At 46.9% G+C, this 26415-nt stretch carries 19 protein-coding genes; 10 read left to right on the top strand and 9 right to left on the bottom strand.

All coding sequences use genetic code 11. From position 1 onward, the window contains the following. The first annotated feature begins 17 nt into the window (after positions 1-17). From JUB15_RS03780 to JUB15_RS03770, 3 genes are read left to right on the top strand one after another with little or no spacing between them, the layout of a single operon-like run. A complete protein-coding gene (locus tag JUB15_RS03780; protein ID WP_207510979.1) occupies positions 18-983 on the top strand; it encodes a vWA domain-containing protein in 966 nt (321 codons plus the stop codon). Positions 984-999: 16 nt separating this feature from the next. Beyond that, positions 1000-2532 carry a hypothetical protein gene (locus JUB15_RS03775; protein WP_207510978.1) on the top strand — a complete coding sequence of 511 codons (1533 nt, stop codon included), beginning with the start codon at positions 1000-1002 and terminating at the stop codon, positions 2530-2532. Between the two features lie 2 nt (positions 2533-2534). Beyond that, positions 2535-4754, top strand: a complete 2220-nt coding sequence (locus tag JUB15_RS03770) for a BUD32 family EKC/KEOPS complex subunit (RefSeq protein ID WP_207510977.1) — start codon at positions 2535-2537, stop codon at positions 4752-4754. On the opposite strand, the gene JUB15_RS03765 is transcribed toward JUB15_RS03770, so the two are convergent. Beyond that, positions 4751-5119, bottom strand: a complete 369-nt coding sequence (locus JUB15_RS03765; RefSeq protein WP_207510976.1) for a hypothetical protein — start codon at positions 5117-5119, stop codon at positions 4751-4753. The two genes, JUB15_RS03770 and JUB15_RS03765, sit on opposite strands and share 4 nt — an antisense overlap. A gap of 27 nt (positions 5120-5146) precedes the next feature. Then, entirely contained in the window at positions 5147-6538 is a 1392-nt protein-coding gene (locus JUB15_RS03760) for an AbeC-like domain-containing protein (RefSeq protein ID WP_207510975.1), read from the bottom strand. 265 nt (positions 6539-6803) lie between these two features. On the opposite strand from JUB15_RS03760, the gene JUB15_RS03755 reads away from it, so the two are divergent. The 6 genes from JUB15_RS03755 (at position 6804) to JUB15_RS03730 (ending at position 11922) form a co-directional block, all read left to right on the top strand. Further along, entirely contained in the window at positions 6804-7841 is a 1038-nt protein-coding gene (locus tag JUB15_RS03755; protein WP_242696176.1) for an aldo/keto reductase, read from the top strand. Positions 7842-7937: 96 nt separating this feature from the next. Continuing rightward, entirely contained in the window at positions 7938-8870 is a 933-nt protein-coding gene (locus JUB15_RS03750) for a helix-turn-helix domain-containing protein (RefSeq protein WP_207510974.1), read from the top strand. Positions 8871-8963: 93 nt separating this feature from the next. Beyond that, on the top strand, positions 8964-9683 hold the full coding sequence (locus JUB15_RS03745) for an SDR family oxidoreductase (protein WP_207510973.1): 720 nt from the start codon (positions 8964-8966) through the stop codon (positions 9681-9683). Between the two features lie 121 nt (positions 9684-9804). After that, positions 9805-10446, top strand: a complete 642-nt coding sequence (locus JUB15_RS03740; protein WP_207510972.1) for a class I SAM-dependent methyltransferase — start codon at positions 9805-9807, stop codon at positions 10444-10446. Positions 10447-10602: 156 nt separating this feature from the next. Continuing rightward, positions 10603-11085 (top strand): SRPBCC family protein, encoded by a 483-nt coding sequence (locus tag JUB15_RS03735; RefSeq protein WP_207510971.1) that lies wholly within the window; start codon positions 10603-10605, stop codon positions 11083-11085. A gap of 45 nt (positions 11086-11130) precedes the next feature. After that, positions 11131-11922, top strand: coding sequence for an SDR family NAD(P)-dependent oxidoreductase (locus tag JUB15_RS03730; protein WP_207510970.1), 792 nt, complete (start codon positions 11131-11133; stop codon positions 11920-11922). A gap of 150 nt (positions 11923-12072) precedes the next feature. Here the strand turns inward: JUB15_RS03730 and JUB15_RS03725 are convergent, their stop codons facing one another. The 6 genes from JUB15_RS03725 to JUB15_RS03700 form a co-directional block, all read right to left on the bottom strand. Continuing rightward, positions 12073-12999, bottom strand: a complete 927-nt coding sequence (locus tag JUB15_RS03725; protein ID WP_207510969.1) for a hypothetical protein — start codon at positions 12997-12999, stop codon at positions 12073-12075. A 38-nt stretch (positions 13000-13037) separates the two neighbouring features. Then, on the bottom strand, positions 13038-14897 hold the full coding sequence (locus JUB15_RS03720; RefSeq protein WP_207510968.1) for a RagB/SusD family nutrient uptake outer membrane protein: 1860 nt from the start codon (positions 14895-14897) through the stop codon (positions 13038-13040). Positions 14898-14933: 36 nt separating this feature from the next. Next, a complete protein-coding gene (locus JUB15_RS03715) occupies positions 14934-18362 on the bottom strand; it encodes a SusC/RagA family TonB-linked outer membrane protein (protein WP_207510967.1) in 3429 nt (1142 codons plus the stop codon). A 161-nt stretch (positions 18363-18523) separates the two neighbouring features. Beyond that, a complete protein-coding gene (locus tag JUB15_RS03710; protein ID WP_207510966.1) occupies positions 18524-19765 on the bottom strand; it encodes a FecR family protein in 1242 nt (413 codons plus the stop codon). A 104-nt stretch (positions 19766-19869) separates the two neighbouring features. Further along, positions 19870-20412 (bottom strand): RNA polymerase sigma factor, encoded by a 543-nt coding sequence (locus JUB15_RS03705; protein WP_207510965.1) that lies wholly within the window; start codon positions 20410-20412, stop codon positions 19870-19872. Between the two features lie 215 nt (positions 20413-20627). Continuing rightward, positions 20628-21521: a bestrophin family protein gene (locus JUB15_RS03700; RefSeq protein ID WP_207510964.1), complete on the bottom strand. Its 894-nt coding sequence runs from the start codon at positions 21519-21521 to the stop codon at positions 20628-20630. A 207-nt stretch (positions 21522-21728) separates the two neighbouring features. Here JUB15_RS03700 and JUB15_RS03695 point away from each other — a divergent pair, with 207 nt between their 5' ends. After that, positions 21729-23222, top strand: a complete 1494-nt coding sequence (locus tag JUB15_RS03695; RefSeq protein WP_242696175.1) for an alpha-amylase — start codon at positions 21729-21731, stop codon at positions 23220-23222. Positions 23223-23226: 4 nt separating this feature from the next. Here JUB15_RS03695 and JUB15_RS03690 read toward each other — a convergent pair whose 3' ends face one another. Beyond that, positions 23227-26403, bottom strand: a complete 3177-nt coding sequence (locus JUB15_RS03690) for an error-prone DNA polymerase (protein WP_207510963.1) — start codon at positions 26401-26403, stop codon at positions 23227-23229. Between the last annotated feature and the right edge of the window lie 12 nt (positions 26404-26415).

The following is a 26415-nucleotide window of genomic DNA, read 5'->3' as shown; positions in this document are numbered from 1 at the left end:
CGGCAAACCCCGCAATTATGAGCATGAATTCATGGGTATGCTGTACTGATAACAGTCATACATTCAGTAAACAGGATGCTGAACAAAACGGTTACTTCTGCCCTAAATGCCCTTATGGAGAAAGCATTCTGGTAAACGCACAGGGATCGAATAATGTTTCAACTACACAAGGCAGCTCAACCAGCCCTGCGCTTCCCGCTTTTGCCCCACAGGAAGATCTTGGTTTGGCCATTCTGTTACTCGATTGTTCGGGCTCTATGAAAGGATCTGCATTTCCCCAACATCCCACTTCCAAGCGCGACCTGATCGCCAAAAGTGTTTCTGCCGGTATCTTTTCTCTCTCCGGCAACCCATTGAGGGAGTTTGCGTATGTGCTTATCATTGGCTTTGATCATGAGATCGATGTCTTGTTACCCTATACCAGTATTCAGGAAATTGTGAACCAGTATAAAGACGCCGCTGGTCTTGAACAAATGCTGCGCGAAAAAATGTCGAAGAAAGAAGGCGCCACCGATATTAATCAGGCCCTGAGTGTTGCGTTTAATTTTACCCAACAATTTATCAACTCTTCCATTACCGCATTGGGCAACTACAAACCCCGCATTCAGGCAGTGCTCGACGACAATATGCAAAGCCACCAGATCCCCAATGTGCGCGTTTTATTATTTTCTGATGGCGAACATTACCTCGGTGAAGATAACAGAACGCTAAATCCCAGTCCGTTCAAGAACCTGCAATACAACGGCAAGGTCTTCGATCTTTTGATGAGCGCCTACTACGGCAATAGCGGCGACAATGGCTATTACCAGTTAAAAAGCCTGGTGAGCAAATGCCCGCGCCATCCCATCCAGGACCAGTTCTTCCTTTTTGATGATCCTTCCAAGGTGGCCAACTTAAAAGGCCTGTTCAGAATGGCAAGCGGGGCCAGCGGTTTTTGTCCGCTTTGTCTGGCAGAAAGCGGAACTGCCGTGAGAGACAATTAATATCAACTTACCAATTATGTATGTACGCATCCTATTTGCGCTGCTAGCCATTTCTTCGTACTGTTATGTTGCGGCAAGCCCTGATTATGGTGATCCCCTGCCAACTCAGCGATCGGTCGATACCCCTAAAGGCCAACAGGCGCCAACAGATACAGGCAAAGTGGCCGCCAGTACCGGTAGCCCTCTTACGTTCAGTAAAGCGGGCAACAAGGTGGATACGGCGCATTCCATGCAATCAACCATAAAAGAACAGGCCAGGAAATTACAACAGCTACAGCAGGAGAAAGATTCATTTACCAGGACCATGCGAATAACCGCTGTCATGATCATTGCGCTATTGGCTCTTCTGATCTTACAGCATTTAAAACTTAAAAAAATGGCAGATCAACAAGCCGTCCGGGAGAAAATGATCGAGTCCTATACGCAGGGCGTGGACAGCTTATACAACTATCTTGTTGATAAAGGTCTGCTCAGGATTGAAACCATCCATGACAGTCCTTTAAAAATAAAAATTGCAAAGATCAAAGAAAGAATTATCGAGCTGATTGATAAATACCTGAACGAAGATGCCCGCAATGCCAGCATATCGGCCGATACAGATCATGTTCGCAATAAGTTAAAACAGGTAATGGAAGAGAACTTTGAGCTTACTAAAAAGCTACAACAGAATGAAACTAATAACCCGCCTGTTACCAACATTCAATTCGTTCCGCATGTTGCGCCGGAACGCAGATCGCATATAAAGACGGAGATCATGGTATCGGCGGGCCCACGAAAAGAGGAGAATCATACTGATACAGAATTGGGCGAAGATGTTGCCGGTATGCTTTCCCTTCCCCGGCAAACCTTTTTCTGGTTAATGGATGGCACGTCTGACAATGTGAAATTGACCGATGGCCCAACTACCTCGCATATTTTTTCAAGCCGTTTACTGGCGCAAAGCATAGGGCAATACATACAAAAACACATTACCCAATGTTTTTCCGATAAAATTACGCTGAATACGCTGCTGGAACAGGCAAGGAACCATGTACAACAGGAATGGGTACAGCGTATCAATGCCCTGCCGGCAGAAAAGAAGCTGGCCATTAAACAACTTATTCAGGACGGAATGAAACCTCTTTGTTCCACCACGGCTATCATAGGCCGGTTGACGGAGGACGGACACCTGCATGTTCTGAGAGCAGGTGATTCAAAGGTCTTTCCTTTTATTCAGCATAATGGAGAGGGTACTGTTCTGCACAAGGATTTTAAATTCTCCAAAGATCCTACCCATGATAATGACCGCATCGCGTTCCGCCTCGATTACAGCGCCGAAAATGACGCCTTTCAGATAGTGTTCAATAATACCGCCTGGGCCATTGAATCGGCCGAGAATATCAGTCTGGCCTTTGTTTTTACCGACGGTATTGGCCGGGTGGTGGAAACGCAATTGAACAGCAATAATCCCGGCATTGCCGAAGTAATAAAACACAATATTGCCCGCATCCCGCAAAAAACGTACGACGACAAAACATTGATTGTATTGGAACGACTAATAAATCCCTGAGTATGCAGGTAATGATCAACGGAAGGCTGGTGGATTATATCTCCGATTTTGATCCTGTAGATATACAAAGCAACGTAACAAGGAACTGGCGGGTGTCTGCCGGCGATTATTTTAAATTCCCGGTGCGCATAGCCGATGCCAATTGCTTCGTAAAAAGATTCGACCGCAAAGACACTGACATCTCCGGTTATAAATTATTATTGCGGTTAAAAGGGAAAAGGCTATCCGGCCTGCCTTTCATTCATGACCTGGTTCGTGTACGGGAAGGCAATAAAGAGATCCTTTACCTGTTTACAGAATATCTTCCCGGCAATACATTGGAAGACCTGCAACGAAAAGGCTTCCGCTTTTTACCGCAGAAGCTCAGCAGCGATCTGTATGCCGCGCTTCACAGTATTCACCAGCAGGGTTTCTGGTTTCCCGACTTTGATCCCAAAAACCTGTACCGCGCCAACACAGGAGACTTTTACCTTATTGACCTCGACAGCACCTATTCCCTGGATGAATTACCAAAAGCCAAAATGTTTGGCTCAAAAGATTATTGGGCGCCGGTGTACAACTTTTACCGGCAGGTAATGGGCTTTACCAGCGAGGAAATAAAACAGTTAAAAGGCGATGCCTTCAACACCCTGCATTTATTGTATTTCATTTGCCTGTATTCCTATTTCTTGTACGACGATGGCATAGATCTTACCACGACAACCATAGAAAAAATAAACGACCACTATTATAAAAAATATAAACTCTTTGGAAGCACCTTACGATACTGTTTTTGCAAAAACCCCAATACCGGTCAGTTACAGCAAAAACCCTTGACGCTTGACATCCTGAACAGTTTTGTGAACAACTGCCTGTTTCCCGAACAAAAAGAGGTATTTCTTTCCAAACACGGAGCCAGTCAAAAGCCAGTTGTTCAGTTTGGTGTGAAGGGCGGAAAAACGGTCTATCAACCCGGTGAAATGTACCAGCTTATATGGAATGCAGTTTATGTTGACATCGTTAACCTGGATGGAGAACCGCAATCGTTTTCCGGGAACCGATCCTTTGTATCGAGCGCTACGAAGGTGCATAAGCTTACCATAGGTTTTAAGCAAAATGGCGCCCTTAAGTATATAGATCATTCCGTTACCATAAAAGTGGAACCAAGGCCGCAGCTTACCCTCACGGCGCATTCCACAAAAGTAAGAGCCAACAGGCCGGCCACGTTGACATGGGAGGTGAAGAATGGAAAAAACATTGACCTGCTGTTGAATGGACAAATACATAAAAGCAATTGTGCCGGAAAAGACGCGCTGCAGATCACCTTACCATTCGATCCCCGCACGGCAGGGGTTCAACGAGCTACCCTGCAGCTCGTTGCCCGGTCGATGGCAGAAGGAATAGAATACAGGTCGGCGCCGCTGCAGATCGAAGTGGTGCAACCGGTGAGGTTCAATGCAGGTTGGTTGATCGTTCCGCTGCTTGTGATTGGTATCATCTGGATCATCCTGGGTAAAGCCTGTTCATCAGACGGGTATGCATACAGCAGCGAAAACACCAGTTATGCGGAGGTTGATACTGTAGCGATGGCAGCCGTAGATACAACAGCTGCCCCGCCTGCGCTGATCGATACCACGGCACAGTACTATCCGGCAGCCCCTGCACCTGAAACAGACACGATCGCCAAAACAAGTAATAAAATAGATGTTACCGATGAATTTGTAGATAATAGTAGTGGCTGGCAATGGGACGGTTCATCAGATGCAAGTACAGAAATTGCTGATGGTAACCTGTTGATAAAAATGCTAACCGACGTGCCGTATCATCCGGGAACACATTATTCTATTGACCAGGAAAAACCATTTACAGTAGCGGCCAGAATGGGTAGAGGAGACTTTTACAGTACCGGAAGTTATGGAATATACTGCACGAACAGCAGGCAGAATACAATTTATCTGTTTGTTATAAGACCTGGAGGATACTATGAAGTTGGCAAATTTGAAAACGATAGCTGGACTTCCCTGGCCAAAGGCGTTTCAGAAAATATCAATAAGGATACTTATTATAATGTCCTCAAGATTTCCCACTATGACAATTACTTATACCTGTATGTCAACGGCAATTATTTAACTTCGGTTGTTTTTGAAATGAACGACCTCCATTATTTTGGTGTATATGCAGAAGCGGTCAACACAAGCGTGTTTGTAGACTACTTTAATGTAACAGGTACCAATCGCTACTAAACTCCGGTACCGCTGCCAATAAATGAACTGATATGTTTCCAGATGTCTTGTGCAACGGGCGCCAGCGTTTTTACATAGCCAAGATTATCAAGCACCGTCTTTCCCAGCGCTTTCAAAATGCTTTTCTTCGGCTCCGGCTTTTTGATCTCTTCCCTTAGATCGTTTATAGCTTCCAGGACATCCGCCTTGTTGGCCACGGCTTCATCAGGCGCCTGCAGCTTGTCGACCAACACCGTTATCAAAGCAGCCAGTTGTTGCAGATCGGCATGCTGGTGGTTGGTTACATTGATGGTAGCGTTTGGCCCACTTGCAATGTTCTCTCCATTCATGATACCGTAATTAATAATCCCATTATTATTCTCCATAATTATAAATTAAAACGATTGGTAGATCTATTTGGCTTTTGTATTCGCAGATTTGCCCGGGTTAATAAAATGATTGATAGCTGCGCCCAAACCGGTAGCCACATTCTGTCCGTTAAAAACAGCACCGCTTTGAACAATGATCCCGTTGTTCAACACTTTTGATTCCCTTTCCTTGAATTCTTCTGTGCTGATATTCTTACTGTCAAGGAATTCTGTGATCGCATTGAATATCCGTTTTTCGATCGTCTTCAGGAACTGCTCCTGGTCCAGTCTTTGAAAATGCTGTAAATAGTTCGACTGGCAAACCATTTCCCGGATAGAAGAACTGGCGCCATAATCATAATCGGGCGAGATCTTTACTTCTTTTCTTAATTTCTCTGCGGGCGAGGTGCCGAAAATGCCGCTAACCGCTTTATTGATCTGGCCATTCACATAAGCTATACTCCGGAAGCCCTCTATGATGGCCATAAAGAACATTTTGGCCAGGAGTTTTAGAAAATAATTCACTCCCGAACGCTGTTTTATCCGGTCAACCGCCCGGTATTGCTCCTGAATAGGTGGTAAAATGTAATAGTTATTTTCCACGAACAGGGTCTTTTCTCCTTTTTTAAACCGCAGGAAAGCAAAAACTACCAGGTCACCTTCCCAACCCGTTACCTGGATCATTTTATAAAAGCGCGCGTTTTGTACGCCTGAGTTCATGGCCTTCTTGGTATATTCAGAAGACAGGTTCGTCACCGGATGGGCCAGGATATTGGGCAGGATCTCTTTGTTATCCCGCAGCTCTCTTCCATTAAAATAGATCTTGTTATCGATGGTAAGGTTCTCCACTTTCAGTTGCAGCAATTCCTGTGAAACCTTATAGTAAAGTTCATCTTCCAGGAACGGTTTCGGCGTTTCCGTATGGCCCAATTCGGTTTTTCCCTTGTCGATATCAATGACGAACGACCACCCGCCTATCTCATAACCACAACCTACGAAAGGAGAATAGCCACTGTAATACACCACATTTTTGGTAGTGTTTTCCTGGAGCTGGGCAACCAGTTCCCGGCCGGCGCCTTCGTAGCTAAAATCATATTTGAAATTGCCAGACAAAAAATGCTCCTTAATAAACTGCTTGTTAACAAAGTGCCGTACAATTACCGCTACATAAATAATAATGAAAAAGATGAAAGCAATTGACAGCTCCGTTAATATTGCGCAGATCACACAGGCAAGTGCAGGAAAGAACAGGATGGCATAGAACTGCCTTTGCTGCCTGCGGGCGTTCAGGGCATGGTTCAACAACACAACAGGATCGATGCCCGGCGGGTGAACAATTGCCTTATAAGGATTTTTCACAAAATTGATGATCTTATCACTAAGATCAGGCGTAAGATAGGTGCTGGCGCACAATTGACGGGTTACATTATTAGCCATAGTGATAGCAAATCTAGTGGCATTTGTAATTGACCAAAGGAGTGAAAACACCTAATTCGATTATGTATGGTGAAAAAGGGTGTTTTTCACGTTGTAGTCTAATGCAGCAGTCCCTTTAAACCAGATGATATGAAGCAACAACCAGCGCTTATTTTATTGGAGGCAGTGGCGTATTTTCGCAAAAATAAATGGCAGCCGCTGTGGACACCGGTGAAGCAGCATCCGCATGATCATTAAACGAAAACCACAAACAGTTAAAGTATCAATGGCGCAATCTAAGTTAGCAGCAATGGGTTTACATTTACCCAAGGTCATATTTGGCACAAGTGGATTGGGAAATTTGTTTACCGCCCTGGATGACGACATTAAATTACAGATCGTAAAAGAAAGTATTGATCAGTCCGCCCTACCGGCTGTATTTGATTCTGCCGGTAAATATGGCGCCGGACTGGCATTGGAAAGCATCGGGCGTTGTTTGCGTACCCTGCAGGTTCCGCAGCAATCGGTGATCATCAGTAATAAATTAGGCTGGTACCGGGTGCCGCTTACCACACCGGAACCTACCTTCGAACCCGGTGTATGGAAGAACCTGCAGCACGATGCGGTGCAAAAAATAAGTTATACCGGCATCATTGAATGTTTTGAACAGGGCAATGAATTGCTGGGCGGCTACCATCCGCAAATGGTGTCGGTACATGACCCGGATGAATACCTGGCAACAGCTGCCAATGCCCGCGAAGAAGAAAAACTGTACCAGGATATACTCGATGCCTACAAAGCCCTGCATGATCTGAAAGCACAGGGAAAAGTACAGGCCATTGGAGTTGGCGCCAAGAACTGGCGCATTTTGAAAAAAGTAGCCATGGATGTTGAGCTCGATTGGGTAATGATCGCCAACAGTATGACCATACACTACCACCCTGCCGAGTTGCTGGCGTTTATGGAAGAATTAAAGAACAAAGGCGTGTACATCATTAACTCGGCTATCTTTCATGCAGGCTTTTTGATAGGTGGTACACATTACGATTACAAGTTGATACAACCCGATAATGAAGAACACAAGGCGATCTTCCACTGGCGCGAGCAGTTTTTTGAAACATGCAGTCAGTTCCAGGTAAAGCCGGCCGAGGCCTGTGCACGCTTCAGCCTCAGCGCACCCGGTGTTGGCAGCCTGGCCCTGAATACCACCAACCCCAGCCGGATAAAACAAAATGTTGACCTGGCGAATGCACAAATACCTGCAGCCTTCTGGGAAGCCATGCGCAATAAAGGATTGATCAGCGCAGGGTATTCCTACCTGTGATCTCATGATCACCAAAACCGAAGCCATGAACGCCGCAGGGAACCGCGGCACTTTAAGAAATTCCATGTATATTTGATTTTTGCAAACGCCCCGTAAATGGCCATAAAGGAAATAAAAACGCTCTCCGCCTTTTATAAAAGCATCTCAGCCAATATTCCGGAAGGGATCGATAAGGCTGTGGGGCATTTTAATGTGTTCAGGATCGATGAGTTCATTGCCGGCGTTCGTGCCAGAAAAGGCGTTATGCCTTATAACCGGCGTAATTATTATAAGATCAGTTTGATCAACGGGCGTAATCATGTAGAGTACGCCGATAAAGTGATCGAAATTGAAAACTGCGCCCTGCTGTTTGGAACACCGCGTATCCCCTATCATTACGTTCCGCAGGATGATAATCAGAAGGGATATTTCTGCATTTTTACCGATACCTACTTTTCTTCAGCCAAAAACGGCATCGTACTGGATGAGTTGCCCATTTATAAACCCGGTGGTTATCCGGTATTCCAGCTTACCAATGAAGAATATGAAGAGATAGCAGCCATCTTTCGTAAAATGGTGAAAGAACTGGCATCTGACTATGCCTATAAGTACGATCTGTTGCGTAATTACCTGATGGAGCTGATCCATTACGGACAAAAGCTACAACCTGCAGCTGCGCTGGTAACTTCACACAACGCGGCCGACCGGGTTACTTCGCTGTTTATCGAATTGCTGGAAAGGCAATTTCCCATCGAGACCTTATACCAGCAACCGGAGTTGCGGACGGCCAGTGATTATGCCGACAGGCTTTCGGTTCACGTCAATTATTTGAATAAAGCGCTGAAAGAATCCACCGGCAAAACCACGACACAAATCATCAGCCAGCGTGTGTTACAGGAAGCGAAGATCTTGCTTCGGCATTCCAACTGGAACATCTCCCAGATTGCCTGGTGCCTGGGCTTTGAAGAAGTGGCCCACTTCAGCAACTTTTTCCGCAAGCATACCGGCCTTTCGCCCAACGCTTTCCGCGAAGAACTGGATAAGGTTTGATTTTTGCAAATATTGGATTGTAACTTGCAACTCCCCCATCCGGCTCCCTGCTACCTTTACACTTCAATTAATGAAGTAAAAAAGTCATTGAACATGAAACCTGAAAGTAAGATACTTGTAACCGGTGGCGCATCCGGTATTGGGCTCGGAATTGTTGAGCGCCTGGTAAGAGACAATCACACCGTAATAGTTTGTGGCCGGCGCGAGGATGTATTACAGGATCTATCCGTTAAACATCCGGCTGTTATTACCAGAAAATGCGATCTGGAAAGTGCTGCTGAAAGAGAAGCTCTGTATAAATGGGTAGCTGCAGCGCACAGCGATCTGAATGTGCTCATCAACAATGCCGGTATTCAAAACTGGATGTCGCCTTTAGATGGTGACTTCTTTCTGAAGGCACAGCAGGAAATTGCTATCAACGTAGAAGCGCCCCTGCACCTGACAGCGCTGTTTTTACAACTGCCTGCATTGGATACCATAATGAACGTCACCTCCGGGCTTGCTATTTCGCCTTTTGCCAAAGTGCCCGTGTATTCCGCTACCAAAGCATTTTTCAGATCCTTTACCCATTCATTACGTTATATCCTGAAAGACCGCAATATCAATGTGGTGGAAATTGTGCCACCGGCATTGAATACCGACCTGGGTGGAAAAGGCTTACATGATCATGCACCGGCTGTTGGCCCATTCATTGAAAGCATTTTTCAACAGCTGGAGCAAGGCAAAACGGAACTGACGTATGGCACCAGTACCGATAGAGCGAAAATAGGCGCCGAGGAATTGCAAAAGGAATTTGCCAAATTACATCCGTAATAATAATTACCAATGAAAAAAAGCCGTTCCGGCTGGTGCAGCCCAGCAGGTATGGCTTTTTTGCTTTTGTATAAAGCGCTACCGGAAAAAATCATTTATTTTACAGGCTTACACAAAACAGATGTCCCTATCTCTGCAATTACAACACCTGGAAAGACCAGGCTATAACTTAGAACTGTTTGTACCCAACGCGCAGGAGGTACAGGACAACTACTTTCAGCAAAAGCAGGTACAGGCACAAGTGCCCTTTCCACATTGGACCAAACTATGGCCTTCCGCACTGGCTATGGGCGACTTTTTACAGCAGCATCCGGAACTGTTACAAAACAAAAATGTGCTGGAACTGGCTGCCGGATTGGGACTTCCTTCTTTTGTGGCCGCCCGCCATGCAAAACGTGTATGCTGCAGCGATTACCTCGAAGAAGCCGTTGCCACCATGGCCAGGTCTGTTCAACATTTACAACTTTCCAATGTGACCTGCCGGTTGCTCGACTGGTACCACCTGCCCGACGATCTTACTGCAGATCTATTGCTGCTGAGCGATATCAATTATGACCCTCCCCAATTTGACCAGCTTTTCAAGGTATTGCAATGGTTTCTTGAACAAGGCACCGTTATTCTGCTCACCACGCCGCATCGGCTCATGGCCAAACCTTTCATTGAAAAGCTGTTGCCTTATTGCAAACAGCAACATGAAATGATCATCAACCACCACGAACAGCTTACTGCCATCAGTTTATTGGTGCTCGAAAAAGGCGAATAAAAACCGGGTATACCCGGCAGCAAATTGTCTAAAACACCCCACGAGATTGTCTATTTCATACCCCTTAACAATGGTATTTGGAGAATACTTTTGTTCCATCATTCATCGGTCACATTCAGCGCTCAACAGTTGATGTAATCACTAAATAAAAATAATATGCAACAACAGGATTTTTCAACAACAGTTCTGGTAAACAAAACACCATCAGAAGTATTCAGCGCCATCAATAATCCCAGGGGATGGTGGAGTGAAGAGATAGCAGGCAATACAAACCAGGTAAACGAAGTATTCGAATATCACTTTGAAGATATCCATTACTGTAAGGTTAAGATCCTGGAATTAGTACCAAACAAAAAGGTAGTCTGGCAGATCCTGGAGAACGACTTCAATTTTACCCAGGACAAAACTGAATGGATAGATACTAAAGTGGTGTTTGATATCGCAACAGAAGGCGACAAAACAAAACTGGTATTTACGCATATTGGTTTGGTGCCCGAATACGAATGCTACGATGCCTGCCACCAGGGCTGGACACATTATATTCAAACCAGTCTTAAAAATTACATCAATACAGGAAGCGGCCAACCCAATAAAACAGGAGCGCCACAAACTGCAACAGAGGAAAGGCTCCGTAAATAATCTTAATTAAAAGCAACCATTCACAATAGCATATCTCTGAATACAATGAAAAGATTAGAAAACAAAGCAGCCGTAATTTATGGCAATGGAGCGGTAGGTACAACAGTTGCAAAAGCCTTTGCCAAAGAGGGCGCCATGGTCTATTTAACCGGAACTACATTATCGAAACTGGAAGCGGCAGCCCGGATAATACATGCTGAAGGCGGTTTAATTGAAATAGCGGTCGTTGATGCAATGAATGAAGCAGCTGTAGAAAAACACATGAGCGAAGTGGTAAATAGATCAGGCAGGATCGACATTTCGTTCAATGCCGTTGGCCTGTCACAAACTGCTCATCAGGGCACTGCTTTGACCGAACTTTCATTGGAAAATTTTCTAAAGCCAATTACTACTTATTCCCAGTCGCATTTCATAACGGCCAGGGCAGCCGCAAAACGCATGATACAACAAAAGCACGGTGTCATATTGATGAATACACCAAGCCCAAGCCGCATCAGTGTTCCATTTATGGGAGGCATGCCATCTACCTGGTCAGCAATAGAAGCACTGAGCAGAACCATTTCTGCGGAATGCGGTCCATACGGAGTACGTTCCGTATGTATTTTAACATCAGCAATGCCAGATACCCCATTGATCGATGAAGTATACGATCTGCATGCGAAGGCCCATGGAATAGATTACAATCAATTTCTTTTAGGCATGGAAAGCAGAACGCATACCAAGCGGCTGACTTCTATCAATGATCTGGCCACCGCTGCCGTATTCGCGGCATCCGATGAAGGCAGGTCACTAACAGGCACCATCCTGAATTTAACCGCAGGCCTGGTTATAAACTAAAGAATAAAGGCGTAACGGTTTAAAAGAGTAACTCACAAAAAAAGGGGGTAGACACCCCCTCTATATGCTATATGAATCTACAATCCGGTTCTGCGGACCGGACGATTAGCGAAATCGGTCTTATAACCCAATGCTTATGATAGCAGGACTTTAAGGCTGTATTTTTACACTCACATTCATAAATGGCCGCTCCATGTAATCATCCGTGATGGCATTGATCATCAGCGCACCATATTTTCCGTCAGGGGTTTTAAAGAACAGGTACTGACCTGACTTCACCTCCGCGGATTTCAGGTTAATGGTCTTCTTCTTTGCCTCTGTTTCAATGGCCAGCCCCGTTGCTAACTTGTCACGATATTCGTTGGCGTTACCACCAGGCGATGCAAACAGGGTGGCTCTTTTCGTCCAGCCTGATACGTCATAGGCCCCAAAAGGAACGGGCGAGGCAGACAGCGAATAAATAAACCATCGATATTTCACTTCACCGTTCACAATTGACCATGTGCGGTATATTCCCAGGTCGATATCTGCTGAACTGGCTGCGCCGGTTGAATAACTATACGTCGTTGCATCTTTAAGCGAGAGATAACAGTTCAATGATTTGCCCACCGTATCGGGAAAGTACACCTGGCGGTTGGGCAGATGCCGGTAATCGGAGATCACATTAACGGTGATCTGTTTATAACCATCGCCCAGGTAAACGCCCTGTTTGTCAACGGCCCATACACGATAGGTGGTTTCCCCGGCCTTTTCAGCTTTCAGGGTTATTTTGTCTGAATAGGTTCTGCGTTTACCTTCATCGGTAATGGGAATCTTAATGTAAGGTGTATTGGCGCCTGTCTTCAGCACCGCTACCTGGTACATGTCTTTGGTTGGCGAGTTAATGGTAAAGTCGATCACTACGCTATCGCCGGCATTTAATTCGTTGTATTCAGCTGCCGCATTGGGTAGGTCGGAATGCAGCTCCAGCGTTACATCGAACATATTGAAGATATTCGGAACGTCTTTTTTGCAGGAAGCCAACCACCCGCAGAAAGCGATCATCAATGCGGGCACCCATTTATTTTGATGTTTCATTGTAATACTTTTTTTTGAAAATGTTATACTGCTGACAGTTACAGCGGGTCGAAGGTTCCACCCTCCCAGCCGATCGTTTGTTCCAGCAGCGGGCTGGAGTTGATGAACTGGTTGTGCAATGGCATGAAATAATAATGTTCAGGCATGCTGAACCCGGAATTGTTGGTGACTGAATGGGTTTTGGTTCTAAAAAAGCGGGTTACGGTAGCTTTATTGGTCATATCGATCGTATCCCTGTTGCGTAAACCGGTATTGGCATCTATCACTTTTTCAAGGAAAGCCTTGTCACCCGAGTTCACCAGGTCAAACTGTGTGGATTCCAACAAGCCTGTAAGTTTGTGCATCCTCCTTGTTCTGCGGAGGTCATCATGGCGTTTACCTTCAAACGCAAATTCCACCATTCTTTCGTTCATGATCAGGTCTCTCATTTGTTCTTTAGTGTTCGCCAGCGACAGTCCATAATCAAAGCTACCTTCAATAATACCGGCGCGTTTCCGGATCTGCCTTACCAGATCTTTGGACAAACTCAGGTTACCGGTTTCATTGGCTGTTTCGGCATAGTTCAAGATCACCTCGGCAAAACGCAGCTCTATCCAATCCATTCCGCTGCCGCCAAAGTCGCCGGCCTTTGGTGCATTTTCCCTGGAAAGATTCGGGCTCGAAAAGCGTTTACAATAAAAGCCGCGGTCACCTCTTTCATCAGCTGCGCCGATATAGGTCCATTGACGCCTGTTATTCTTTCCGCTGAGTTTCCAGGTGCTGCCATTATAAGCAATGGTGGCTTCAAAACGAGGGTCCCTGTTCAGCCAGAACATGGTTCCGTCATAGCCGGTATTGGCCTCGGTGATGGGACGACCGTCTTTCATCGTATACGCCTCGATCATGCGGTTACTGGCGTAATATACGTCGGAAGGCGATCCACCTTCTGATTGAGGGCGGCACATGCCTTCCACGTTATGATTTCTTTTCAGATGGGTGGGTGAATAAGACTTCACAATGATCGCTTCTTTATTGGTGTTACCTTCTATCTGGAAAATGGTAGCATAATCCGACTGCAGGGCATGACCGGCGGCCACACAAATATCATAGGCGTCTTTGGCGGCCTGGTGCGCCGTTTGCCATCTTTGCGCCTCATACGGATGGTTGGGATCATTCTCGGGATTGAATTGGGGACTGGCCCAATAGATCAGCGCTTTTGCTTTCAGCGCAGCAGCAGCAGCTTTGGTCAGTTTTCCCCACTCGGTGCCCGCATTATAGGTAACTCCATCGAGGTTTTCAATTGCTGCATCGAGGTCGCTTATGATCTGCTCAAACATTCCCTTTGCTTTAACTCTTCCCTGCAGCGTCAAATTCGAAGGGCTTTGCGGCTCCAGCAACAGCGGTACGCCGCCATAATACCTGGTAAGATTGAAATACAGCATGGCCCTTAATGTATAAAACTGCCCCAGCATGGCCTTCTTCGACTGTTCGGGGATGTTTTTACTGCCGGGCAGGTTTACGATGGCCAGGTTACATTTGGCCACATCGAAATAACGGTTCTCTCCAATATTGTTACCTGCGTATTTGCTGGCGATATAGCGCGGATCGTTGGCAATTAAAGCGCCATTGAAATTGAAGACCTTTTTACCCCAGTTGTCAGTCGCTGAGAAAAAATTTTCATCGCTCACCAGGTGAATGTTATAATTATTGGCGGTATACTGGTACGTGAAATCAGGCATGATCATATCATAGGTCTCGTTCAACAGGTATTGCACAGCGCCCTCCTGTTCCCAGATCGCCGCATCGATACCCTCACGGTCCTTGAGGTTCAGGAAATCGGAAGTTTTGGTACATCCGCTGCCGGCTACAGCGATGCCGATCGCCAGCAGGTATTTTGATATATTAATAGTCTTTTTCATTGTTTTCTGAATTAGTCTTTTATCAGGTGATCAAACTTACAAACCCAGGCTAAGGCCTACAGACATGGTCCTCAATGTGGGATAATCGTATATATAAGATTGATAGGGATCCTTATACTTCAACGGGTTCTTAAGCGTCCACAGGTTATTGCCGGTAGCGAGTATCCGGGCATTGCTCAATCCAGCTTTTTTGGTCAGCCGTTCAGGTATGCTATAGGCGATAGTCATATCGTTTATCCGGATCATAGTGCCGTCAACGGCCCAGATATCAGATTCCCAGCCCAGCGAGGGATCGTCGGTACGCGGGTACCTGCCATCGGGGTTGTCAGGCGACCAGCGGTCTGTCCAGAATGCAGGAACGTTTTTCGATTCAGTGGGTTCACTTCTGCGGGCCCTCGAATCAATAAACTCCTTACCACCGAAGCGGGCAGCAATATTCACATTCATCGTGAACGATTTGTAGGTAAGCCCTAACTGAATGCCTGTGGCCAGCCAGGGATCTACCCTGTTGAACATCGTCGTTTTGTCAACGTCGGTGATCTTGCCGTCACCATTCAGATCTTTGTAGTACATCCATCCGGGTTGCGGAACTTTTTCATCGATGGTATAGTTAGGGTTTTTAGCCAGAAATGCATCTACCTCTTCCTGGGTTCTGAACATGCCCTGGTAGATCAGCCCGAAGTTGCTGCTGTTGTATTTGCGCGGGTCTGTACCCAAACCAATGATCCAGTCTTCGGGCATATTCTGCCACAGATCGTACGGGTTATAGAACATGCGCTCGATCACCGAATTGGAGAAACTGAAATTCATGTTCGCTCTTATGTGCAGGTCGCGGGCCAATTGCGTTTTGTAACCGATCGACCACTCCGATCCCCACGCATACCGTACCTGGTAATTCACCACCGGCATGGCAAAGCCTACATACATGGGGAACATATCATTGGCGCCCTGGTCGAACGCGTCGTATATATGGTTCCGGAAAACATCCACGCCTATACTAAGCTTGTTATCGAGCAATGCGATCTCGGCGCCTACGTTAATGGTATTTCTTTTCTCCCAGGTAATATCCGGATTGGGAATAACATCCGGCTTCAACCCTGCCACATAGTTATTGCCATAGAGATAACCCTGAATATCTGCCCTGAATCTTTCCTGCCACAACCTTTTATTTACGCGGTCATCCCCTGTCAAACCATAATTCAACCGCAGCTTCATGTAGTCTATGAACTTCACATTATCGCGAAAGAAGTCTTCCTGGCTCACGATCCAGCCCAAACCTATACTTGGAAATACGCCCCAGATATTTCCGCGGGCAAAATTCGAAGAGGCATCGAAACGGGTGATCCCTTCCAGGGTGTATTTACCATCGAAATTATAGCTAAGGCGGCCAAAAAAGGAGCGTTTGGTCGCTTCCGATATAACCGGATTACGCACGTTATCAGAATTCAGATCAAAAGCCCAGTACTGGTCGAAGTTCGGGATCTGCTGGTTGAAGTATTCCGCTTCAACGCTTTTGCTATAGGATCGCGATTGCTCACCGCCTACCAGCACGCTGAAATTATGCCTGGCGAAAGACCGCGCGTATTGCAGCGTTAAAAAGCCCTGGTAGCTGTTGTTGTTGCCCAGGCTTAAACCCAGTCGCGACCTGTCGGCAGCATTTACAACATACGGTGTAGTTGCAGAATCGCTGTATAAAGCCTGGTTGTTCCCCAGTCTGTGGAAGTTATAGAGCGTATAAGGCGGGCGATATTCGTCACCATCCGAATTGCTACCGCCCTGCGACACCTGGAAACGGGCTGTTAACCCTTTCAGAAACCCTGATTCTGGCTGCCACGTCATGGCCGCATTGATGCGATAACCGCGGTTTTTCTGGGTTCTGTAATAGCCCGATGCGATCATCGCCAATGGATGTTTGTTCATATTGTCATGGTTCACCCATTGCCCATTGATCTGGGTAGGCACCCAGCGGGGTATCTGAACGAGGTCTGCCAGGAAGTTCTGATCGTTTTCACTGATCTCATTCTCACTATACCTGATATTATGATCCACATTGAAGTTGATATCTGCCTTCAAACCTTTGGCGAGCCTGGCATTCAATCCGCTGCGGAATGAATACTTGTCTACCTTTATCCCCGCATAGTTACCATTTTCATTCTGGTAGCTGCCGCCTACAAAATAGGTCAGCCGGTCACTTCCGCCCGATACGCTCAGGTTGTGCCGTTGCGTATAGGAAGGCTGCCATAATTCATCGAACCAGCTTGCATAGTTCAACCCCCTGATGTATTCCAGGTCTTCTTCAGAAAAAAAGTCCTTCGGATCGGCGTTGTTCATCTTATAAGTATCGTTCAACAACAGCGCATGGTCGTAGGCTGATAACATTTCAGGTTTTTTGGTAGCATCCGTAGTGCCATAATAGCCATTATAACTTACTTTGGCCTGACCAGCCTGGCCTCTTTTAGTTGTTATGAGAATAACCCCTTTTGCGCCGGCAGCACCATAAATGGCCGCGGAAGCGTCCTTCAGCACGGTAATATCTTCCACCATGGAAGGATCGAGCGCATCGAAAGATGCTTTGTCCACTATTATATTATCAATCACATACAGAGGCTCAGGGGTAGCGCCGATCAGGTTGCCGGCATCCGAAGTGGTAGAGTTCCTTACGTTCAGGGTTATGCTGGAACCGGGCCGGCCCGATGCCGAGCTTACGCCTAAACCCGCAATCCTTCCACGCAATGTTCCCGCAATATTGGGCGCAGGAATATCCTGTACTTCCGCTGCTTTTATAGAGGCTACGGCGCCGGTGCTCTGGTATCTTTTCTGGGTGCCGTAACCGATCACGATTACATCGTTCATATTGTTGTTCAGCGATGTCAGTGCAACAGCAACCATGGTTTTACCTGCTACATTGATCTCCTGGCTGGCCATCCCCACATGGCTCACTACCAGAACGTTCCTGCCTTCGGGCACCCTGAGCCTGAATGTGCCATCCTCTTTCGTCAATGTGGTCTCGTTGGTTCCTTTCACTGTAACTGTGGCGCCGCCCAACGGTTCGCCCTTCTCGTCGGTAATTCTGCCGGTCACTATTTTATCCTGCCGCTGTTCTTTCTTTAGCGGTGCGGGCGGCGCCGGTTTTTCTTCCGGCTTTTCCGACAGGATGATGGTTTTATCATCTATCCTGAAGTTGAGCGGCTGATGTTTCAATACGTTTGCCATAAAAAGAGAGAGCGGCATTTCCCGGGCGTTTACCGTTACCGGCTGCGCTGATTGCAGCAGTTGCTTATTGCAAAACAAACTGTAACCGGTTTGCTGCCGGATTACCGCAAACACATTTCTTAACGGTACATCCCTGCCCGAGAATGTTACCGTTTGCGAATACCCAAACGCGTATGCGTTCATGGTCGCAATAGTGCATAACATAAATACAATTTTCATCACGATCAGTGTTTTGGTGGTACTTTTTTGCATACATTATTTTGACTTATAACAAATAACCAACAGCCCCCCGGCCTGCCGGGAGCTCAATACCTGCCTATGGACAGTAAGTAGACTTATTAGGTGAAATAGATTGCAGAAGTTATTTCATTCATATAGCAACGTTTTAAGATGATGTAATGCAATCGTATATCCTATGGCAGAATGATGATCTTCCTGCCTGCTGTTTTGAAATGTACTTGTGACTCTTCCAGGGCTTTCAATACACCTGGCCATGTCATTCCCCGGCTGAGCTCACCTGCAAACAGGATGTTTGGTACACCAGCCTCGTATTCCACGTCTATATCGTACCACCGGGCCAGTTGCTGCATCACCTCCTGCAAGCCCACATTATCGAAGTTGAAGAAGCCCCTGCGCCATGCCATCACTTTGTCTATATCAGGCGAGTAGTTAACAGCCGGTGGCGAGTGGGGCTTCACCACAGCGTGCTGCCCGGGTCGCAGCACCAATCCGTCAGAGGCGGCATCCGAAGGGTTTCCCGCCTTCCTCACGATTACCTTACCTTCCAGCAACGTTGTTTTACAAATTGCTTCATACGCATTGATATTGAAATGTGTGCCCAGCACCTCCACTTCGGTGCCTCCAATTCCAGTGGTTTCTCCCTGGGCGGAAATGATCACTTTAAAGGGTATTTTTTTCCCTTTTTCTCCTTTCAGGCTTGCGACTTCAAGATATGCTTCCCCGGTAATGTATACGATACGTTCACTGGAAGCAAAGCCCACAGGGTAACGTATAGAGCTGCCCGAATTCAACCACACGCGGGTGCCATCGGGCAAGGCCAATGTAAATTCCCTGCCCCTGGGGGTAGCCAGTGTGTTGTATATCAATTTACCTTCGGCGGCGCCTGTTTTATCGTAAGCAAGTTGTCCGTCTTTCAGTACGACCTGTGCGCCCTGCTGGGTGGCCAGAATGCCATTACCCGCACTATCGAGCACCAGTTGCGAACCATCATCGAGGGTGAGCAAAGCACCTGTTTTGCCAGGCACTACTTCTTTTGCCGTAGCCGCTATTGTAGTGGAAATGGCTCTTTTTTGTTTAACGGTACGGTTAAGCAACCAGGCGCATGCTGCCAGTAATACCACGGCTGCTGCCAACCAGTATCTTTTAAAGAAATTGACAGGATAAACGCTTGTTTTATTATTGACCCGCTGCAGAATGGTTTGTAAATGGAGGGCTTGGTTCTCATTCCTGTTGGCATAAATCGTCATTTTTCGCCGGAGCTCTTCGGCATCGATCAGTTCCTGATACTTTTCCCGGTTGGCCTCGGAAGCGTTGAGGTATACCGACAGTTTGTCCTGCTCCTCCCGGTTAAGGGTAGTGAAGGCAGATCTTAAAATGATGATGGCAAGTTCCTTATCAGAATGATCCATTCCCATAAGCAGTCGATAGAGGTCTTCTCTTACCAGTTATACAACCCACCCGGGCGTTTCAACCACACGGAAAGCAGGTTTTTTTTAAATAATTATCAGTAGGACAGTTATTAACGCAGGGCAGCCAGCTTCTTACGGATGTAGGCGATGGCCCGCGCATTTTGATTTCGAACGGTTTGTATGTGTAATTGTAGTTGTACGGCAATATCCTGGTAGCACAATTGTTCTTTATACAGCAATTCGAAAATGCGTTTACATTCCGGCGGCAGTCCTTCGGCGATCTGGAAGATCAGTTCGAGGGCTGAGGTTTCTATCATCTCATTTTCAAAATGTTCTATGGCAAGCTGGCTGGTTGTTGCATAATTGGATAAATGTTGCTCATACCTTTTTTCTCGTTTGAGGTAGTTGAGGCTCTGGTTTTTGACTGCCTGGAATAAATAGCCCCGCAAATGCTCCATGCTGGTAACTGAAACAGTGGATCGAAAGGTTCTGACAAAAACGTCAACGACTATTTCTTCGGCGAGCTGCCTGCTGATAACCAGTTTTTCCGCGAAGTAGCAAAGTTGCCCGTAAAAGAGCGTATATACTTCTTCAAACGCTTTTTCCTCCCGTTGCAGGAACCTGTATAATATGTTAGCCTCGGTGTTCGACAATCGTTGTCTGTTAGAAAAACGAGGAACATGGCGCTGCAGCGGCAAGTCGTCGTTAGTTCTGGTTTTGCTGTATGGCGATGCGCGATCAAATTAAGCAAGACGTCCTCCTTTTGAAAATGGCATATTTCATTTAAATGATGTAATATTCTATTATATATGTTTGAAACAGCAGCTAACCAGCATCTGCCGAAAAAATCTTTTCAAAGCTGAAAAGGTTAATAAACATAAAAACCTTTTGGCGCCAGCGGTGCAGGCACTTCCTTTTCGCCCAGCAATTGCCTGATATTTATTTCGATGGTGCGGGCAATGGAAGTCATCGGCGTATCACTGGGCCGGTTCCGGAATGGATCCTGCAAATGGTAAGCGCTTTTTTCGATCAGGAAAAAACATCCGCAGATGAGCACCAGGAGCGGCAGCTTGAACAGCGCATCCACATCCTCCATGGCAATGGAGAGCGTCACGACGAAAATATAGATAATAAGATGCAGATAGTACCTGTAAGTGACCGGGAACACGGTATTATTGATCCTTTCGGCCATACCCATATAATCCACGAGAGAACATAGGGTACTGTTAAGTTCAACATGAGAGAACACATCGAGGTCGCCTGATTCCTTTACCTGCTGCAGGTCGCGTGCACTGAGTTGTACAATGGCAAGGGGTTTGTTATTATGCGATCGTATAGCTTCCAGGTCTTCTTTACTCACATACGCATGTATGTTCTCTAACGGTGGCAGGCCACGCAACGACTGTCCGAGACAGTAACACCAGGCAATTTGCCGGTAAGCGATTGTTCGTATGAGTGATATATGGTCCTTCTTCAAAAATGATTGTAACTGAATAATGAGATTGCGTGAGTCGTTCACAATAGAGCCCCAGATCTTTCTAGCCTCCCACCAGCGGTCGTATGACTGGTTCATCTTAAAGGATAACAACACTGAGATGGCGGTACCTAAAAAGATGGGAATGTTAAGCGGTATCTCAGGTAAAAAGTTCTCATAACGGTCACTGATAAAATGAGCGCATAAGCCCACCAATATCACCATTACCAGATCGAACCTTACTTTTTTAACTATGTATCCCAACGGAAATTTTTTTTCTAAAAGCATACCTGTTGATTTTTACACCTGATTTTCCGCATTGCAAACGGTGGGCCGGGGACAGCACTGGCGGGAAATGCTGAAAAATTTTCTTGTTCCATTGACAGGCCTGCAAATTTTTCACCCGGCAGTAATGTCATCCAACCCATCCTTTTTCAATGGCTTGTGTTTTGCATACTATATCCTGCCTCTACAATGTCCCCGTAAATAAATGCGATGAGAAACGGTACAATGATGCAATTCTTTTACTTCCACTGGCCGGCAGATGGAAGCTTGTGGAACCATGCCAGCGAAAAGGCTTCGGAACTAAAGGAGCTTGGCGTAACGGCTGTGTGGTTGCCGCCTGCCTGTAAAGGCAGTGAGGGTGCGTTCGCCAGCGGCTACGATGCATACGACCTGTACGATCTGGGCGAATTCGATCAAAAGGGTTCTGTACGTACAAGGTATGGCACCAAACAGGAATTACAGAACGCTATCCGCACGCTTAAAGAGAAAGGTATTGGCGTTTACGCCGATGTAGTATTAAATCACAAATCAGGCGCCGATGAAAAAGAAAGGATCAAGGTGTACAGAGTGAACCCTGAAAACCGGAAAGAGCTGCTGGGCGAACCCATCGAGATCGATGCCTATACCCGTTTCACTTTTCCCGGCCGCAAGGGCAAATATTCCGCTTTTATCTGGGATCACCGCTGCTTCTCAGGCGTTGACTACGCCGATAACCTGAATGAAGAGGCCATCTATAGTATAGCCAATGAATATGGAGATGGCTGGCAGCCGGTGGTGGCCAGGGAAAAAGGTAACTATGATTACCTGATGGGTGCGGATATCGAGTTCCGTAACCCGGCCGTGCGGGAAGAGCTCAGGAACTGGGGCGCCTGGTATTTCCGGGAGGCGCCCTTCGATGGGGTACGACTGGATGCAGTGAAACATATGACGCCCGGTTTCATTGCTGAATGGATCGATTATATGCGCACCCTGAAACCAGACCTTTTCGCCGTGGGCGAATACTGGGCGCCCGAAGACCTGTCCATTATGCTGCAATTCATGGAAGCAACGGGAGCCCGTTTGTCCTTGTTCGATGCGCCCCTTCAAAGAAACTTCTATCTGGCGGGAAACCAGGGAAAGGAGTATGACCTGCGTCAGGTGCTCACCAACTGCATCCTGGAGAAAAAACCGGAGCTGGCTGTTACCATTGTAAGCAATCATGATACACAACCTCTGGAACTGCTCGAAGCCCCTGTTCAAACCTGGTTCAAGCCGCTGGCTTACGCGTTGATCCTGCTGCGCGAACAAGGTTATCCCTGTGTGTTCTACGCCGATCTTTATGGGGGCCATTATTTCGGGAAAGCACCCGATGGCAGCGAGCACGAGATCTGGCTGGAAAAATGTGCCAACCTCGATAAATTACTTACCGCACGGCGCCGCTATGCCTACGGGTTTCAGCGTGACTACTTTGATGATCCTAATTGTATCGGCTTTACAAGAGCGGGGGATCCGGCGCATGCGGGATCAGGATGTGCGGTAATACTCAGCAACGGCGACGGCAAAACGAAGCGGATGGAAATGGGCGCTTCCCATGCCGGCCGGCAGTTTACAGACCTGCTGGGCAACCATCCGGCGTTAATTACGATCGGAGATGATGGGTGGGCTGAATTTCCCGTGAACCCGGGCTCGGTATCGGTTTGGGTGCAGGCTGACCAACAGCAGTAAATGTTTATTTAAAATTCCTGGCCTCGCCAAATAGTTTTCCTGGCGGCCGCTCATCACCGCGAGACAAGGTCAATAAAGCAGCCTGCTCTTTTTGGGAGGCAGTTAACTGTTTTAACAGCTTTGAAAAATTATAACAGGCGGAAACCACTACATGGATCACATCTCCTTCAATTTGTAATTTACCTTCCACCATAATAAGCCGCGATTGCAGGATCTCTTTTCGGTATTGATCGAACAGCTGTTGAAAGATCACCAGGTTCGCCCACCCTGTTTCATCTTCAATGGTCATAAAACAAACGCCACTTGCAGTTCCCGGCCGTTGCCGAACCAGTACTAATCCTGAAACTTTAACCAGGTCGCCATCTTTCAGACCCGCCAGCTGATCAACCGGCGTTATATGTAACTGGTCGAGTTTACTGCGGATGAAACTTACGGGATGGGCCTTCAATGAAAGTGATAAAGCAGCGTAATCCTGTACCACATGTTCCGAAATACTCATTTCCGGCAATTGTACATTTTCATTGGCGGCTTCCGCAGGTTGCTGGCCTTTGAACAATTGTATGGAAGTATCTTTTGCCGAAATTTCCCATAAGGCCTGGCGCCGGTCGAGCCCCAGCGAACGGAAGGCATCTGCATCAGCCAGCAATTCCAAACAGCTATTGGATAATCCGGTGTCCCTACACTCATGAATGCTTCTATAACCTCCGTTTCTTTTACTAACCAGTATGTGCACATCTTCTTTGCGCAACCCTTTTATCTGCCTGAAACCGAGCCGTAAAGCGCAATGGGCGCCTGCTTTCTCTTCGAGGGTATTATCCCAATCCGAAAAATTTATATCTACGGGTCTAACGTCTACCCCATGATTCCTGGCATCAATAACGATCTGCGCCGGCTGGTAAAAACCCATCGGCATACTGTTCAGTAAGGCACCGGCAAAAACATCGGGATAATAACATTTGAGCCAGCTGCTCACGTACACCAGCAAAGCGAAGCTGGCCGCATGGCTCTCGGGGAAACCATAGGAGCCAAAACCTTCCAGCTGTTTAAATACCCTTTGTGCAAATTCCAGCGGATAACCTCTTTCTGTCATACCCCTGACCAGTTTTTCCTGGAACTTCGTGATCATGCCCTGGGACTTGAAAGTAGCCATACTTCTGCGCAATGCGTCTGCTTCGGATGGCGTAAAACCTGCCGCAACTATGGCAATTTTCATAGCCTGTTCCTGGAATAAGGGAACGCCCAGGGTACGCCCTAATATTTCCTCGAGTTCTTTCGATGGATAAACCACCGGCTCTTCGCCATTCCGGCGGCGCAGATAAGGATGCACCATATCTCCCTGTATGGGTCCCGGCCGCACAATGGCCACCTCAATTACCAGGTCATAAAAGGTCTTTGGCTTTAAACGCGGCAGCATACTTTGCTGCGCCCTGCTTTCTATCTGGAATACGCCGATGGTATCGGCACGCGAGATCATTTCATAAACTGCCGGGTCATCCTGCGGAATATTGGCCAGCGTGAGATCCAGGTTATAATGCTGCTTTGCCAGATCAAACGCTTTACGAATGCAGGTCAGCATGCCTAATGCCAGTACATCCACCTTCATAAATCCAAGTGCGTCGATATCGTCTTTATTCCATTCTATACAGGTGCGGTTCTCCATCCGGGCATTGAGCACCGGGCACAGATCGGTCAATTTACCTTTGGTAATGACGAAGCCGCCTGTATGTTGTCCCAACTGCCGGGGAAAGCCCATGAATGCATTGGTGAGCTGCAATACCTTCAGCAAATGTTTATCACCGGGATCAAGTCCCTGCTGCCGGATCGTTCTTTCTTCTATCCGTTCGGTGACGGAATCCCAGATGGAACCGGATAACTGATTAATGGTATCAACAGAAATACCCATTGCCTTGGCAACATCCCGTAACGCCCCTTTCTGGTGTTGCTGGGTAACCGTGGCTACTATCGCTGCACGGTCGCGCCCGTACTTTTCATAAACATACTGGATCACTTCTTCCCTTCGTTCATGTTCAAAGTCCACATCAATATCAGGCGGCTCATTGCGGGCCGAACTGATAAACCGCTCAAACAACAGATCGAATTTCGTGGGGTTTACACTCGTAATGCCCAAACAATAACAAACGGTAGAATTGGCGGCAGAACCCCTGCCCTGGCACAGGATATTTTTCGAGCGTGCAAAACGAACGATATCATACACCGTTAAAAAATACGAGGCATAATTCATCTGCTCAATAAAGTCGAGCTCATACTTAATAGCAGCTATTGTTTTTTCGGGGATAACTTCCCCAAAACGTTCATGTGCTCCCTGCCAGGCAAGCAATGTAAGTTCTTCCTGTGGGGTGCGGCCCTCGCTGGTAATTTCCTGGGGGTATTCATAGGTAAGTGAATCAAGATTGAACTGACAGGCTTCGGCTATCTTTTGCGTATTAGCTATAGCTTCCGGGTATTGCCTGAACAGCCGCATCATTTCAGCAGCCGGTTTCAGGTACCGTTCTGCATTGGCATGTAACCTGTACCCTGCGGTATAGATCGTACATTTCTCCCTGATGCAGGTAACAATATCCTGGAGCTCCCGCCGGGCCGGTTCATGAAAATGTACATCATTCACAGCTACCAATGGCACCTGCACCTGTTGTGATACTTGCGCGAGCCTGAATATATATTTTGTATCGTGTGCATAATACTGGCGGGATACAGCTATATACAGTTGTTCTTTAAATACCTGTTTGTATTCTTCAAGCACCGCTATAAACAGCTCATCGAAACGGAACTGCTCATTTAATTTTTCCGGCGGAACAACAATCAACAGCATCCCTGCGGCCAGCTCATATACATCAGACCGGTATAAATGACATTCTCCTTTATCTGCACGCAGGTTACCACGGGTCAGTAACTGGCAAAGGCGGGCATAGGCTGCTTTATCGGTTGGATAAACCAACAGGGATGGGCCGTCCTGCAAGTCGAGCCGGCAACCAACGATCAATCGCACCCCGGATTTTTTAGCGGCAGCATGTGCGCGTACGATCCCGGCCAGTGTATTGCGATCGGTAATGGCGATCTCTTTATAACCCAAAGCCGCCGCATACTCCATCATTTCCTCCGGATGACTGGCGCCCCGTAAAAAACTAAAGTTACTGGTTACCTGTAGTTCCGTATACTCCATAACACCTGTTTT

This window comes from Longitalea luteola, from assembly GCF_017356035.1.
In the GTDB taxonomy this organism is placed as follows: Bacteria; Bacteroidota; Bacteroidia; order Chitinophagales; family Chitinophagaceae; genus Niastella; species Niastella luteola.
This window is presented reverse-complemented; position numbering and strand designations above follow the sequence as displayed.

Bases quoted from the DNA above. Each gene is read 5' to 3' on its own strand.
- JUB15_RS03765 (WP_207510976.1), bottom strand. From the start codon at position 5,119: ATGGAGAATAATAATGGGATTATTAATTACGGTATCATGAATGGAGAG.
- JUB15_RS03745 (WP_207510973.1), top strand. From the start codon at position 8,964: ATGAAACCTGAAAGTAAGATACTTGTAACCGGTGGCGCATCCGGTATT.
- JUB15_RS03775 (WP_207510978.1), top strand. From the start codon at position 1,000: ATGTATGTACGCATCCTATTTGCGCTGCTAGCCATTTCTTCGTACTGT.
- JUB15_RS03725 (WP_207510969.1), bottom strand. From the start codon at position 12,999: ATGAAACATCAAAATAAATGGGTGCCCGCATTGATGATCGCTTTCTGC.
- JUB15_RS03710 (WP_207510966.1), bottom strand. From the start codon at position 19,765: ATGGGAATGGATCATTCTGATAAGGAACTTGCCATCATCATTTTAAGA.
- JUB15_RS03730 (WP_207510970.1), top strand. From the start codon at position 11,131: ATGAAAAGATTAGAAAACAAAGCAGCCGTAATTTATGGCAATGGAGCG.
- JUB15_RS03715 (WP_207510967.1), bottom strand. From the start codon at position 18,362: ATGCAAAAAAGTACCACCAAAACACTGATCGTGATGAAAATTGTATTT.
- JUB15_RS03720 (WP_207510968.1), bottom strand. From the start codon at position 14,897: ATGAAAAAGACTATTAATATATCAAAATACCTGCTGGCGATCGGCATC.
- JUB15_RS03755 (WP_242696176.1), top strand. From the start codon at position 6,804: ATGGCGCAATCTAAGTTAGCAGCAATGGGTTTACATTTACCCAAGGTC.
- JUB15_RS03750 (WP_207510974.1), top strand. From the start codon at position 7,938: ATGGCCATAAAGGAAATAAAAACGCTCTCCGCCTTTTATAAAAGCATC.
- JUB15_RS03780 (WP_207510979.1), top strand. From the start codon at position 18: ATGAGCATGAATTCATGGGTATGCTGTACTGATAACAGTCATACATTC.
- JUB15_RS03740 (WP_207510972.1), top strand. From the start codon at position 9,805: ATGTCCCTATCTCTGCAATTACAACACCTGGAAAGACCAGGCTATAAC.
- JUB15_RS03695 (WP_242696175.1), top strand. From the start codon at position 21,729: ATGAGAAACGGTACAATGATGCAATTCTTTTACTTCCACTGGCCGGCA.
- JUB15_RS03690 (WP_207510963.1), bottom strand. From the start codon at position 26,403: ATGGAGTATACGGAACTACAGGTAACCAGTAACTTTAGTTTTTTACGG.
- JUB15_RS03770 (WP_207510977.1), top strand. From the start codon at position 2,535: ATGCAGGTAATGATCAACGGAAGGCTGGTGGATTATATCTCCGATTTT.
- JUB15_RS03700 (WP_207510964.1), bottom strand. From the start codon at position 21,521: ATGCTTTTAGAAAAAAAATTTCCGTTGGGATACATAGTTAAAAAAGTA.
- JUB15_RS03760 (WP_207510975.1), bottom strand. From the start codon at position 6,538: ATGGCTAATAATGTAACCCGTCAATTGTGCGCCAGCACCTATCTTACG.
- JUB15_RS03735 (WP_207510971.1), top strand. From the start codon at position 10,603: ATGCAACAACAGGATTTTTCAACAACAGTTCTGGTAAACAAAACACCA.